The organism is Peribacillus sp. SIMBA_075, from assembly GCF_046534585.1.
Genome location: NZ_JAWRYN010000021.1, coordinates 1 through 14,119, shown reverse-complemented (window position 1 = coordinate 14,119; position 14,119 = coordinate 1). Strand labels below are relative to the sequence as shown.

Below are 14,119 nucleotides of genomic sequence, written 5' to 3'. Positions count from 1 at the left end.
CCTTTTTTGACGTCACTTTCTATTCGGTGATGCCGGTGTTCACAATACGAACCTTCATATAAAATTGAACAGGAACGGTTGGGTAGCGGTCTCTCCATGCTTCTTTATCAAAGTTCCGAAAATGGCTCCGGACTTTTTCGCCGATTCCGAGCGGATCAATCTTTAGCTCCTGAAATTTCCTCATCATTTTTTCCGCTCTTTCCGTCGTCTCTTTGCTCCATTCCTGCTCCACTTCTTTCATAGTGTTCCCTTTCTTCAATACGCTGGAAGCATCTTTAACCTCTCCTATCACCGAGACATGAACCGACACCCGCGGATTGTCTTGGCTGCCGGACACTTTATATTTCACTTTGGATCGAATATTTTCAGTAGCAATGTACTTTTTATTTTTGAAGCTTATTTCATATGTGCCTGTTTTAGTCTTTTCGTAAAAGAGTTTAAATATATAACTGTCCTTATTGGAAAGCTCTCCTACGTAGAGATCATCCTTAAAAAGAGCGAGACCTTTATATTGAATATGATCGTCTTTTTTCCTAATAATAGGTAGAAAAGGATCTTGATTGAACCCTTCATATTGATCCAGGAAAGCATGAACAGTTGGCTGAGGAATAATATCCTTCAGATTTCTCTCCATGAAATCGGAAAGATATTCAGCAGATGTCGGCGCATTAGGATACTCAAAAGTTAACAGTTCCTCTACGCTGCCGTCGACGACCGCCATGTAAACATCTCTGCCAATATCGGTAGAGCGTCCAAGCGGATCAGTAAGCTCGGCGACTCCGTGTTTTGCCAGCTCTTTACTAATCAAAAAATTTTGCAAACGTCCCGTGGCGAGCTTTCTTTGGGCCTCCATCTGCTGCTTTTGTAAGATGTCTAGAATGGTATGTCCGACCGCCGTAAAGAAGGCATTGAGCGGCTTAACATCTAACCCCGCAGGATAAAAAGGAGCGGCGGCTGTTCCCTTCATCCGGTCCCCGTCCACATAGTCATAACCAATGGCCGAAACGTGCTGGATATCTTCAAGTATCTTTGTTTCAATGGAATAATTGAACAGCAAGATGAGCGTAAAGATGCTCCAATAGAGGTACTTTTTCATGACGTTCGCCTCATTTTACTTTTAATCATTTGGTAAAAGAAGAGAAATGGAATATAGGCATAAATGACGTAAAGACTCACGAAGCCAATTATTGTATTTAGCTGCTCGATCTGCTCGCGGTTTTTCAAGAGAACAGCCACCACAGCTGTCATGATGAGGACTACAATAAGGCTATGTTTTTGCTTCACGGTAAACAGCTGCTTCAGTCCTCTCGTGCCGGCCCAAATAAGCAAACAAACACTATTAAGTACGTTAAACAGCCAAATGGAGATCCCCATAAACTCAAATCTTTCAAGAAAAGGAAAATCAGCAATTTTCCAAAAAGTTAATGTCGGCCAAATCGACTCAATTAATTGAGCCTTAGTAAAGTACATAAGGGAAACGATCATTATTACTAAATAACAAAAAGTACTGAACGCCGCTCCATAATGCACCCACTTTTGCGAGCATGGAGCATTTTTTATAAAAGGATAAAAGAAAAAAAGTGTTTCAAATCCCGTTAAACTATACGTCATCTTTTTAGAGGCGGATAAGAACTCAACTGCCGTATGATCCAAAATAGGCAAAAGATGAGAAAACTGCACGTGCCGTAATGGGAACTCTAACATTATAAAAAATATAGGAGTCGTTAAGATGAAACTGAGGAAGCAAATCCCAACAACGACTCGAAAGCCTCCGATTACATACACATAAACGAGCGATGAAAGAATCAGGGCCATATACCATGTTTCCAATTGCGGAAAGATCCAGACTTGAATCAATTCGATATAATTACGGAACACAGAGACAGCCAAAGTCAGCAAATAAACAATCAAAGCCAAACTGAGGAGCCCTCCAAGCCCTTTTCCAAACAGTTCCTTGTGGATAACAGTAATATCATTCGTTCCTTTATTTAATATTTGATAAATCATCCACAAGACAATGTGAATCGAGAGACCGGCGATAATAACAGCAATCCAGGCATCATTGCCCACAGCTTTAACAATATACCGTTGAAAGCTGAAAACGCTCAAGCCAAATTGCGCCGAGACAATAAGATAAAAAACAAAGAAAGGAGAAACTTTCCGGCTCTCCGGCGGTAAGGGCAGCATACAGCACCTCCATATGCAATTTAGTCGTCAATATCCCAATCTTTTTTTTGCGGAGCCTCCTGCTGAAATCTCACACGGTCTTTTGCTCTTATTTGGAGGGGCCGTGGTGCTTGCTTGGTGAATGGCAGTCGAATAATAGAGTCTTTAAAATCCTCCACGCGCAAAGGATAGATCGGCTCAAGAAAAGGACGACCGAGAGAAGTCAGCTTTAATAAATGAGACATAAGAAAAGCAAAGCAGACGGCGACTCCGACAAGGCCTAGCAGCTGGGCAAGCATGATAAATGGAAAGCGAATCAGGCGGATCGCGTTGCTGAGCTGGTAGATAGGAGTAGTGAAAGAAGCAAGTGCGCCTGTGGCCACGACAATAAGCAGTACATTACTTGTCAAACCTGCTTGAACAGCCGCTGTTCCGAGCACAATTCCGCCTACAATCCCAATCGTTTGGCCAATCTTTGTCGGCAGCCGAGCGCCTGCCTCCCGCAAAAGCTCAATCGCCAATTCAAGGAGAATAGCTTCCAAAAAGGGTGGAAACGGAATACTTCCCCTTGATGTAATCAGCAAGCTCAGTACATCCCTGGGGATCATTTCATAATGATAAGTTAAAACGGCTACATATGTCGATGAGGCTAAAACAGAGAAAATAACCGCAAAGAGCCGGAGAAGCCGGAAAGCGGATGCGACATTCCAAATGGAAAGATAGTCTTCAAATGCCGCGAAATATGTAATTAATGATACGGGACCTGATATCGCAGTGGGCGATCCGTCCGAAAAGATGGCAACTTTCCCTTCAGCTAGTACTGCGGCAAGCCTATCAGGCCTCTCTGTGTCGATGAACTGTGGGAATGGAGAGTTTTTATTATCGGCGATCATTTGGCTGAGAAACGAACTGTCTACAATTTCATCGTATTCAATCCCTTGAATCCGCTGGATGACCGTATTCACGTTTTCCGGGTCAGCGATTCCTTTCACGTACACGACCGCGACCCGGGTTTTTGATAACTTACCGACCATCTGTTCTTTTACCTGCAGCTCGAGAATCGGCAGGCGTTTACGCACGAGATTTAAATTTGTATCGAGTGATTCAACAAAAGCTTCCTTCGGCCCAACCACTGAGTATTCCGTTTCCGGAGTGGATACTTGCCGCTTTTCGACGGCTAGTGCCGGAACAGCCAGGCAGGCAGGCTGCCCTTCTTTCTTGTAAAAAATCAAATTTCCAGTCATTAATTTATCTTGAATATCCGGTATATTGTCCGTAATAGAAAGATCCCCGATTGATAGCTTTTCTTTTATTTCTCCTAAAGTATAAAGCTTATCTTCTTTAACTGTAGGGAGAATATCGTGGTGAATAATCTCTGGTTTAACTAAAGTTTTAAAATAGGCAATGAAAAAGGGAGAGTTTTCATGGAGCCTGAAAGTAAGAAAGTCTGCTGACTCTCCGCACGCTGTTAAAAGCTTGGCAAGCTCGCTTTTTTGAAAAGCTGAATCTGGTTTCCGCATTGGAAATTTAACACCTCCCTTTGATATTGCTCTGGGGAAAAGTAAATTCGATAATTTTAATATGGATATAGCAAACAATATTTATACACTTATCAATGTTGAATAACATAGGGCTTGGTAAACTACACAAGAAAGGAAGATATGTATTTTTTAAAAAAATCTTAGTAGCATTTGATGGCTCGACGACTTCGTCTCATGCCCTGCATCATGCAGCTAAATTAGCCAAAAAGAAGGTTGGATCTGAAAAGTTGACGATACTGCAGTGAATAAAGATCTTCCCTTGCAAGAAAACATTTTGAATGTCAATCTAGACCAACTACTAGATGAGGAAAACAAGGAGATCATAACCCCTGCAATCCAGTTAAATTTGGAATTTCCAGACTGGTGCCCGGCCTCAGCATACGAATCCTTGCGAACTCCATTGAACGATTATTGAATCAGTTCCATAAGGTCTTCAGCGAGAAGTGGAATAATTGTACACCAAGCTCATTGCGGAAATACTAATACATCCATCGGATGGAGATCCTTAATAGTAAACGAGCAGATGACACTTATACCGTATACCCCAATTTACAGTTCTCCTTGTCCTATTGTGTTATTAAAGACTGATTTTTCATGAATTTTACCTTTTAAATGGACAGTCGTAAATAAAGAACTATATAATAGGCAATTAATGGACTATTACTCCGATATTAGAACGTTTTGTAACTCTAGAATATTTACGATAGTCCAGTAAAAAAATTCAAGTGCAAACTTTCATGAGAGGGGTTATATTATGTCTGAAGATATGAATGCAAAACCCGAACTTGAAGATTTTGAAGTCGAAAAAGTGTTTGAGAATCGTGTTCATGAGCGACACGCATTCGCTTTTAAGGTCGAAGGCGATGAATTCAAGGGGCATTTTCATGATGATGAGATCTATTGGCTCCACCCACACCCGAAACAAATGATTGGTGAAAGTAAGGTAGAAACAATTGAATCTACCATACAATCATTAATGCGGCACAATGGAATTCCAAAAGAGATTACAGACCTTGAATTAAAACCAGCATTTGAAGACCGGGTACATGAACGCCAACAATTTTCTTTGCAAGTGCAAGGAGAGGAATACAAAGGATTTGTTCACGAAGGAGAAATACAATGGTTCCATCCTCAGCCCAATCAAAAGATTGAGGATGATCTTATTGATGTAATTGAAACAGAAATTCACCAAAAAGTAGCAAAACAAGTAAATGACAGCAAAGAGAATGTTTAGCATTAGGGAGTATAAGAAAGGAGGTCTCTGTTATAAACTGTACCCTATGTAAAGGACAATTTTAAAAAAAGGTTAGGCTATCTCTAGAAGATGATCTCTGTATTGAACAGGGGTCATCTTTTTTAAATCCCACTGATATCTATACTGGTTATAATAAGTCATATATTCTTTGATTTCCCTTCTTAACTCCCCTAAAGTCTGGCATGGCTTTATATAAGCTTCGTCCTTAAAATGTCCAAAGAATGATTCTTGCGGGGCATTGTCCCAACAAGTCCCCCTTCTGGACATAGACTGGCCCAATTTATACTTTTTTACTAACCTTCGAAAGTCTGTGTGTGTATAGTGGGTTCCTTGATTGGAGTGGATAAAGGCACCTTTAGCCAACTTAATCTCCCTAAAAGGGAGTTTGTTAGCAAAAAAATTATCAATGCCTGAGGGAGTCCAAAACTTTAACAAATTAAGGGACAGACTGGAAGAAAAGAAAAAAAGCTTAAAGAACTAACTGATACTTTACTTCAATAAGGAAGGTTGCTAGGGCAGCCTTTCTCTTATGGCACTAAAGGGACAGTTTAGTTCAACAAGGAGTTATAATATATTAAATTCAGAAGCTTGTAAAAGTGCATAAAAAGTAACGAGTATATGTTTGTAAAAAAGACGCGAAGCTTTGAACAAAGTTGCGATGTTTATAAAAATGATGCGATGCTTTATCTCTTTGATTGAAGAATTTTAAATAGTTTGGATATAGGATTAGGTGAAAATGATTCACATATTGCATTCCGTATAAAAGAATGTTATTTTAAAAATAGAATTATGAGAGGACTGATGGTTGAATAATGATTAACTAATCTATATTTTAATTTGAAATTAATATTCAAACTAAAAAAATAGGGTTGGTCTATCCATTTTTATAAATCAGTTCATACTTTATTTATCATGATTCCAATGATTAATAAGGACTTATTTAGTATGAGTGAAAGACTAATCCTTCCAATTATAAATTGGGAGGTTTTTTTTATTCTCTTATAGATAAGTCGATATTTATTAATCCGTAACTTTAACCCCACAAACAAAGGAGAGAGAAAAATGAGTAATTCAGACACTATTGTTACACATGTAATGCTCTATATAAGTCGTTAGTATCCATCAAACTTATATGGAGGAATTAATAAATTGATGGATATTCCGACTTTATATGAAAAGTGTCGATATATAAAGGAGGAATTATTATGTCAATGATAAAAGTTCAAGACTTAACTTTTTCATATCCAGGTAGCTTTGATAATATTTTTGAAGGTGTAAACTTTCAAATGGATACGGATTGGAAACTAGGATTTATCGGTAGAAACGGACGAGGAAAAACGACATTCTTTAATTTATTATTAGGGAATTATGAGTATAGTGGGAAAATCACTTCTTCGGTAGAATTTAATTTTTTCCCTTACCCAGTTTCAGATAAGAACAAGTTTACTCATGAAATCCTTGAAGAAATTTGTCCCCAAGCAGAAGATTGGGAATTTCTTCGTGAAATATCCTATTTAAATGTTGATGCCGAGGTCATGTACCGACCATTTAAAACATTATCAAATGGAGAACAAACAAAGGTATTGCTTGCTGCACTGTTTTTGAATGAGGGTCAATTTCTATTAATTGATGAGCCAACAAATCATCTAGATACTGATGCACGAAAGATGGTTTCTGATTATCTAAGGAAGAAAAAAGGATTTATTTTAATTTCACATGACAGAATCTTTTTAGACGGGTGCGTTGACCATATCTTATCTATAAATAGAGCAAACATTGAAGTCCAAAGTGGTAACTATTCTTCTTGGAAGTTAAATTTTGATAGACAGCAGGAACACGAAGAAGCAACAAATGAGCGGCTACAAAAAGACATAGGGAGATTAAAACAGTCTTCAAAGCGTTCAGAAGGTTGGTCTCATCAAGTGGAAGCCACTAAAAACGGGACAAGGAATTCTGGTTCCAAGTTGGACAAAGGTTTTGTAGGGCATAAAGCGGCCAAGATGATGAAGAGATCGAAGAACCTTGAATCAAGGAAACAAAAAGCTATTGAAGAAAAGTCAAAATTACTAAAAAATGTAGAGAAAACTGATTCGTTAAAATTAGAACAATTGAAATTCCAGTCAAATGAATTGGTTGTTTTGGCTGATGTATCTGTTAAGTATGATGACCAAATAGTGAATGAGCCAATTAGCTTTATAGTTGAACAAGGTGACCGAATTGTACTTGATGGAAAGAATGGAAGTGGGAAAAGTAGTATCCTAAAACTAATTCTAGGACATCCGATACAGCATACAGGCTCAGTTAATTTAGGCTCAGGACTCATCGTTTCCTATGTCCAACAAGATACTTCTCATTTGAAAGGATCGTTATCAGATTTTATTGAAGAGCATGAGATTGATGAGACATTATTTAAATCTATCCTACGTAAGATGGATTTTGAGCGAATTCAATTTGAGAAAGATATATCTCATTATTCTGGTGGACAAAAGAAAAAGCTGCTTATCGCTAAAAGTTTATGTGAAAAAGCTCATTTATATATATGGGATGAACCATTAAATTTTATTGATATTTATTCGCGTATGCAGATTGAAGAGCTTATTCAACAATTTAATCCCACAATGGTTATTGTTGAGCATGATCAGGCATTTCAACAAACAGTTGCAACAAAAACTATATCTATGTAGTTCAAAGTGAATGATTGAAAGTATAATCAGTAAATCAAGTCATTAAACTATAAGGCGCTTTAATGAAGTAGTGAAAAAAGGCCTAATTCCTCTACAATAAATTGAGAAATTAGGCTTTTTATTGGGGAAATAGGAAATACTTTAACGAAATGCACTCATATATGGGAATATATAAGACCATTAGGTTTTCCTGCTATTAAAGAAGATGTTTAAGTTTGAATGACACAGGATTAATTTTGTAATATTCAATTTTGAAGATAAAATAAAGTCACGACTTGATTAAACTTATTTATACAAAAATAGTTTGTTAGAATATTTCAAGAGCAAGTTTTGATCAATCTTTTTCAAAACACGCACTTTCTTTTTGTTCTTTTATCGAGGTTATTTGCATTTATTTGAACCAACTTTATTCTAAAACAACATTAAACTTTTTTATAAAAAATCATTCACTAGCAAAAAACAACCCAAGCATTTTGACCAAACTTTTTTCAAAATGTTTGGATTTCTTCTGTTGAAAAATCAATTTTTGAAGCATGCCTTTGATCAAACTTTATTACAAGCTAACAACGAAAACCACCTATAATAAGTGAGGAAAATTGAATTGAACATATGGAATGCTGCCCCCTTTAGCATTCCTGTAGAGCATTAATTATCGGCTTTGAAAAAACAGAGCCCCTCAGTATGAACTGCACCCCAATTGTTAGTCACAATTAACAATGATACGCTCCCCAATAAGTAGACAGATTAAAAAATAAAATCTGTTTGCCTATTGGGGAGGTTTTTTTATGAGAAAATATTCGTTAGAAACTAAGCTAGCTGCCGTTCATTTTTTTATTGAGGGTCATGAATCTTTTAAAAATGTAGCTTAGAAGTATGAAGTAAGCAAAACTAAAAGGATTGAGTCCTGTAAAATACAGGATCCAATCCTTAGTAGCTGCTTAAAATACTTTGTCTAACTTATTGGGTTCACTTCACAATACAGGGATCATCTGTTCAATGCTTTCTAGCTTTTTTTTAAATACCCTTTACAAGGGATACACTTTAAATACGAGAACCACCTTATTATTTATAAAGTAAAATTTTACCTACAGTACCGTCAGCACTTTGGCCAACTACGCGAACCTTTAGTCCGAATTTTGGAATATTACGGCCAACGTCAGGAGCTTGGGTATTACTGTAATTCTGATTATCATCAAACATGGCATTGCTTTGAGTAAAGTTATCTTTCAAGTAGAAAGAAGAATCACCAATGGTCACTTTACTACCTTTGTTTAAGCTAAATGCTGCATCATGCATTTGATAGCTGTTTGACCCAAGGACTTTATTAACATCATATACACCGTTTGGATCCTTCCAGTCCTTATTATGCCAGATATTATTGTGCTGGTCGGCGTCGACAACACCTAAGAAACCATCACCAGGGTGGTAGTCTGGACCTGTCCAGTTGTTATCGTAGGAGTTATCAACATACCAAACTACTAAACCTTGATCATAAGATAACATGGTTCCTTTACGGTTCACATTGGCTAAACCTGAATCAGAACCGTTATGGGATCTCCATTCAAGAAGGTAATACTGACTTGCATGTTTTTTGCCATCAGATTTGGAGAAACCTACAAAAGTAAATGGTGAAGTTCCTTCCGCATCATCGGACAGAATTGTGCTGCCACCCGCACTTACCTTGATATCATCAACATAAAAACCAGCCATTGCCAATCCGCCATCAGTGACATAATTGAAGCTTAATTGGACTTTTTGGCCAGCAAATTGAGATAAATCAAATGTTGCATCTACCCATTTGTTTCCGGAATCTCCTGTAATACCATTGCCTGGATTTGACCCTTGAGGATCATCCTTCGTTGTGATGTTACCATGAACCGTTTGACCATTGACACGAACAGTAGCATAATCATAATCTTGTTCGATAGAGTACCAGGTTTTAAATGTAAGCTGAGCAGAAGTAGCATTGGATAAGTCAATAGTCGTGTTCATTTTGTTACTTAGATTATTTCCACTCCCACTGAAGTACTCTGACTTCCCACTTGCAGGCGTATTAACTAATATCTCCTTTTCAGGAAGATTTACTTTAACAACATCATCATTTGTGCCTTTTGTACTTGCTTCATCAAGCAAGTACTCTGTTCCTTTAGAAGTAACATCATTTACGTTTATTTGACTTCCTGACTGCCAGTTTGGCATAAAGTCATTTGTTGTCATCGTTTGCTGTAAAAACTCTTTATCATATGGACTGAAGCCAGATGGTTCCGTACCTGGAATTTTCCCTGTCCAGCTTCCACTTGACATGAGTGACCAGTAGCTGACTGGTTCACCTAAACCGCTGTAAAGGGTGTCATACTCATCCGGCAAGCCTAAATCGTGACCGAATTCATGAGCAAATACGCCCGCAGCTCCATCTTCTGGTTCAATGGTATAGGCTAGTCCTAACAAATTATCGACACCAAAATAGTTTACATCCGCTTTTGTTTCGGGAATTGGGTAGAGACCGCCTAGATCCCAGCTGTGAGACCAAATTGCCTCTTCACCAATTTTACCGCCGCCTGCTTCTTCCCCGACACCAGAGTGAATGACCATGACATGGTCAATGATTCCATCTGGTTCGCGCATATTGCCGTCACCGTCCAAATCAAACTGATCTTCTTTGTCATATTGATTCAAATCAATTGAAGGATCTTTAGCCGCATCAGCAAGGGCTTCCCGAATAAGTGCTCTTGGATTTTTATCATTACCGGCATTTTCATCATGAGCACCGTAATAAGCAGCTGGATGTTTGGCTGTATACCAGCCGGCAACCTTACCATCCACCGTATAACTGCCGCCGGACTGTTGCTCGTAATACTGTTTCATGGAGATCTTCTTTTTACCATCCGGACCGACATAGCCATTTTCACCGAAAATCATATCCTGATAATGTTGGTTGGAATATGCATCGGGTCCGCTATAATACATGTCTGTTTCATCGGAAGTTAATTGTCCGTGTGGAAGATTAGGAAAATCAATTAATAGAACGAGGACCTCGTCTTTCCTTTCCGTACCATCCCAATCTTCTTTTTTGACAGAGGAAACAGTATTTTGCTTTGCTTGCCCTGACTTGTTTCCTTTTCCCTCATTTAGACCGTTACTATCCATTTTTGCTTTAACTTGTTCTTTTAGTGCGGCCTGCTTCTTTTCAAAAGAATTTTCTTTTTTATTAGTTTCCGAGGCCGTCGCTAGCTTATGTAAATACTTTTGTAATGCCTTATCTGCTTCTGTGGCCGTCGCATCTTTTGGAATCGTTCCATTTTTCTTTAACATCTCAATTAGCCGGTCATCATTTGCAATCCCTAAATCAATTGGTGCTCCCTCTTTTCCAGAAGCCTTAACTTCTTGAGATAAATTCACATGACTTATAACTCCGGGTGTAAACGCACTAAATGCAAGTCCAGCAGATAATAATGGCATGCTAATTTTCTTTTTCCAATTCAAAGTCCATCCCCCTTAAAAAAAGTCTATGAAACTAATTGCGAAAAGAAAGAGTTTCATAGAATTTTATACTACAGGCTACAAAATGGCAATGGTTAATATATTGATTAATCAGATAATTAAAAATATTTTCTCAATAAACATTCTTAAATTTAACACTCGAGACCAAGTAGGTTACCACTTGCATTAAGGTAAATTACTACAGATACATATTTACAGGTACAACTATGAAAACTGATTTATAGCAATGAACGTACCCTTTATTCTTAAACTATTGTTAATCCAAAATTACAACTTATTTAGTTCATATTTCAGCTTTTTTCGCCTGGATCATTTCTTTGATTTTATCTATAAACTTTTCATTCGTGAAGATATCCTGTGTGGTTGTTAAGTGTCGTTTGGCATGTCTGGAAAAGTTAGTCGCTGCCACCCACTGACCACTATAAGGACATGGAAGCTGTGCGTCTACTTGCCATTGTGTCGTTACGAATCTATTTGTATTTGAATTACATCTTTTGCAATCTTATTGACTACCTTTGTATTTACATTGACTACATCATCATTCATTTTGTATTTGTCCTTGATTGCTAATTCTCCAGATATCCTGTCATTTCACGTTCTTTCAGCAGACAAATCTCTTCACTGATAAATAAATTCGTCACAGTAACCTTTGAAATCACCGTACAAGCTTTCTGGAATGAGTGCGGTTAATACCTCGGTCTTTTCCCTTCTTCTCCGATTACGTACGAATTGTTTCAAGTATGTCATCCAATTCTCTCCTAAATCCACTTATTGATTTATCGGTGCACATCACCATACCTCCTTTAATTGATTACGTATACAATTCGAATCACAATCAAATCATTTTAAAACATTTATATTAGGTCACCTTGTAAACTTGAGTATTAGATTAAAATATATATTCTATCGAGGTTATTCCTAAAATAATTAAGAAGTAAACTTCACTATAGTAACTAATAAATTTGTCTCCTAGTCTTTGATGATTGTTCTTTTTGACGCTCATACCGAGTAGTTTTTTTAAAAATTACTTATGTATTTCACTAGAACGATGCTACGTTGAATAAGAGAATATGTAATTCAAAACCTTTATTCTGAGTGCAAAATAAAAACGACAATTAAGTCGCCTTTTCTCTAACTTTTTAATAAAAATCTCCAAGCTGCAAGTTTTGTTGTCCCACCCTATCCCCCTTCGTAAATATTTCAGAAGCATCCTAACCACCGATTTATTTGGAGAACTTTAATAGGGTGCTGCTCTCTTTTTCAAAAAATTGAAGTTTGCGCTTTATTTAATATGGTCTTTTTCCTGATTATTAGTGTTTAATTTTCATGGTAGTTTAAGTGTAATTCTTCACAATCCTGTTTTTGGAAAAAGCGGCCTCCATCTTAAAGGATCGCACGATATATAATAAAAATAATCAATAACCTATTGTGCACAAGGCTGCAAAATAACCTGTTTGAGGACGGAACAGGCAGCCGTCGCCCCCGTTTGAGATCGGGATTGTCACCCCGCTAAAATTTTGGCATGCTAGTAGGCCGTAGCCCACCGCTATGGCTTTTTCATTTTCTTTCAAGCTTTTTTTGGGTTGTACTTTCTGACTTTTTCATCACTGGCCCGTAATGCCACTCAAACGTAGTCTCCTCTACACTTGTCGTAATATTTTTTTATATACTTGATGGAGTCTTTCCTTGGATGTTTAGCTACATAATCCGGCTCCTGAAGGATTTCAGGTCAAAGAGGTATTCATTACCCATACTACAGACAAAAAATAAACATATACTTAATGATACTTGTGATCAGATTAGAAAGGAGAAATCTGCTTTGACAAAATATCGGATTATGTCCTTTGATGGAGGCGGTACCTTAGGTGCTTTAAGTTTACAACTTTTGAACAGACTGGCTCGGCAAAACCCAAAATTAATTAGTCGAACCAATGTTTTTTCGGGAAATTCAATCGGTTCATTCACTGCCCTTGCGTTAGCAAGTGGAAGATCGCCGAAGGAGACACTCCAGTTTTTTAAGGATGAAATCCTACCGGCTTTCAGCGTTTCCCGACCAGGTGGACCTGTTTTCAACCAACAATTGCCATATTCTGGTTTCATTAAAGCGGTACAAACATTTTTCCCATCAGATCTTCTCCTCAAAGACTTAAAAAGACGAATTGTTGTACCTGCATTTCATTTATTCTCACCGGAGCTGAATCGTTGGACTCCTGTGTTATTCCACAACTTTCCTGGCTCTCCCTATTTAAATGAGAAAGCGAGTGATGTAATACTACGGAGCAGTGGTGCTCCCGCGACACAACGAGCCTATCAAAACTACGTGGATGGGTATACAGTAACAACCAACCCCAGTACAGCCAGTATCGCATTTGCGGTGGGGAAGGCCAAACAGCCGTTGGATCAAATTGCGGTATTATCCATTGGAACAGGTGAAGAGCCGACTCGATTAAGACGAGATACGAAGGGATGGGGGATGGTAAGTGCAGATAACATACGTCCCGAAAATATGAAGAACCTTCCCCCAAATTGGGGAGTTCTTTTGGACCGATCTCCAAATGAACCCTTACTGCCATTTCTTCAGATTGTCGCTAGTGGATCCGGTTACTATGAATCCATGGTCAGTTCTCAGCTTCTAGGAGATCGTTTTTTTCGGTTAAATCCACGGATCCCTAATTTCTCCAAAACGGACCCTTCTGTGGTTCCCGCTGTCATTTCAATTGCTAACAAAACAAATTTACAACCTGCAGTTCAATTTATAGAGAAAAACTGGAATTAATCAAATTATCCCATAAATCCGATTGGGTGATTGAATTTTTCGTTTTTATTGAAAGCATTTGGATTTTTTATAGAAAAACAGCCATAACCTGGCTGTTTTAGACTGTAGACAAACTCGAGGAAAATCGAGTTTGTCTATTTTTTATGAGTTGTACAATTTGGCCGTTGATTTCTACTCCAGGCACTCGCTTTCCGCG

The 14,119-nt window shown here is 37.9% G+C and carries 9 protein-coding genes and 1 pseudogene; 4 read left to right on the top strand and 6 right to left on the bottom strand.

What is annotated here, in order from left to right; all coding sequences use genetic code 11:
• Nucleotides 1-19: 19 nt before the first annotated feature.
• Genes SB775_RS15835 through SB775_RS15825 form a run of 3 tightly spaced genes read right to left on the bottom strand, consistent with a single transcriptional unit; the run spans nucleotide 20 to nucleotide 3,686 of the window.
• Complete coding sequence (locus tag SB775_RS15835; protein ID WP_410862149.1) at nucleotides 20-1,096, bottom strand: Ger(x)C family spore germination protein; 1,077 nt, start codon at nucleotides 1,094-1,096, stop codon at nucleotides 20-22.
• Nucleotides 1,093-2,187 carry a GerAB/ArcD/ProY family transporter gene (locus SB775_RS15830; protein ID WP_089362296.1) on the bottom strand — a complete coding sequence of 365 codons (1,095 nt, stop codon included), beginning with the start codon at nucleotides 2,185-2,187 and terminating at the stop codon, nucleotides 1,093-1,095. Before SB775_RS15830 ends, SB775_RS15835 begins: the two co-directional genes overlap by 4 nt.
• Nucleotides 2,188-2,207: 20 nt before the next feature.
• Nucleotides 2,208-3,686 (bottom strand): spore germination protein, encoded by a 1,479-nt coding sequence (locus tag SB775_RS15825; RefSeq protein ID WP_410862148.1) that lies wholly within the window; start codon nucleotides 3,684-3,686, stop codon nucleotides 2,208-2,210.
• Nucleotides 3,687-3,781: 95 nt separating this feature from the next.
• Here SB775_RS15825 and SB775_RS15820 point away from each other — a divergent pair, with 95 nt between their 5' ends.
• Both SB775_RS15820 and SB775_RS15815 read left to right on the top strand, forming a co-directional pair.
• Nucleotides 3,782-3,952 (top strand): universal stress protein, encoded by a 171-nt coding sequence (locus SB775_RS15820; protein ID WP_089362298.1) that lies wholly within the window; start codon nucleotides 3,782-3,784, stop codon nucleotides 3,950-3,952.
• 509 nt (nucleotides 3,953-4,461) lie between these two features.
• Nucleotides 4,462-4,941 carry a hypothetical protein gene (locus SB775_RS15815; protein ID WP_089362299.1) on the top strand — a complete coding sequence of 160 codons (480 nt, stop codon included), beginning with the start codon at nucleotides 4,462-4,464 and terminating at the stop codon, nucleotides 4,939-4,941.
• 72 nt (nucleotides 4,942-5,013) lie between these two features.
• Here SB775_RS15815 and SB775_RS15810 read toward each other — a convergent pair.
• A pseudogene (locus SB775_RS15810) lies at nucleotides 5,014-5,325 on the bottom strand (IS3 family transposase); the annotation flags it as partial.
• A gap of 842 nt (nucleotides 5,326-6,167) precedes the next feature.
• Here SB775_RS15810 and SB775_RS15805 point away from each other — a divergent pair.
• A complete protein-coding gene (locus tag SB775_RS15805; RefSeq protein WP_410862147.1) occupies nucleotides 6,168-7,646 on the top strand; it encodes an Lsa family ABC-F type ribosomal protection protein in 1,479 nt (492 codons plus the stop codon).
• Nucleotides 7,647-8,708: 1,062 nt separating this feature from the next.
• Here SB775_RS15805 and SB775_RS15800 read toward each other — a convergent pair.
• Both SB775_RS15800 and SB775_RS15795 read right to left on the bottom strand, forming a co-directional pair.
• On the bottom strand, nucleotides 8,709-11,105 hold the full coding sequence (locus tag SB775_RS15800; protein WP_410862185.1) for an immune inhibitor A domain-containing protein: 2,397 nt from the start codon (nucleotides 11,103-11,105) through the stop codon (nucleotides 8,709-8,711).
• A 660-nt stretch (nucleotides 11,106-11,765) separates the two neighbouring features.
• Nucleotides 11,766-11,894 carry a hypothetical protein gene (locus tag SB775_RS15795; RefSeq protein ID WP_410862146.1) on the bottom strand — a complete coding sequence of 43 codons (129 nt, stop codon included), beginning with the start codon at nucleotides 11,892-11,894 and terminating at the stop codon, nucleotides 11,766-11,768.
• Between the two features lie 1,072 nt (nucleotides 11,895-12,966).
• Between SB775_RS15795 and SB775_RS15790 the strand changes: the two genes are divergently transcribed.
• Nucleotides 12,967-13,923, top strand: coding sequence for a patatin-like phospholipase family protein (locus tag SB775_RS15790; RefSeq protein WP_410862145.1), 957 nt, complete (start codon nucleotides 12,967-12,969; stop codon nucleotides 13,921-13,923).
• Nucleotides 13,924-14,119 lie beyond the last annotated feature (196 nt).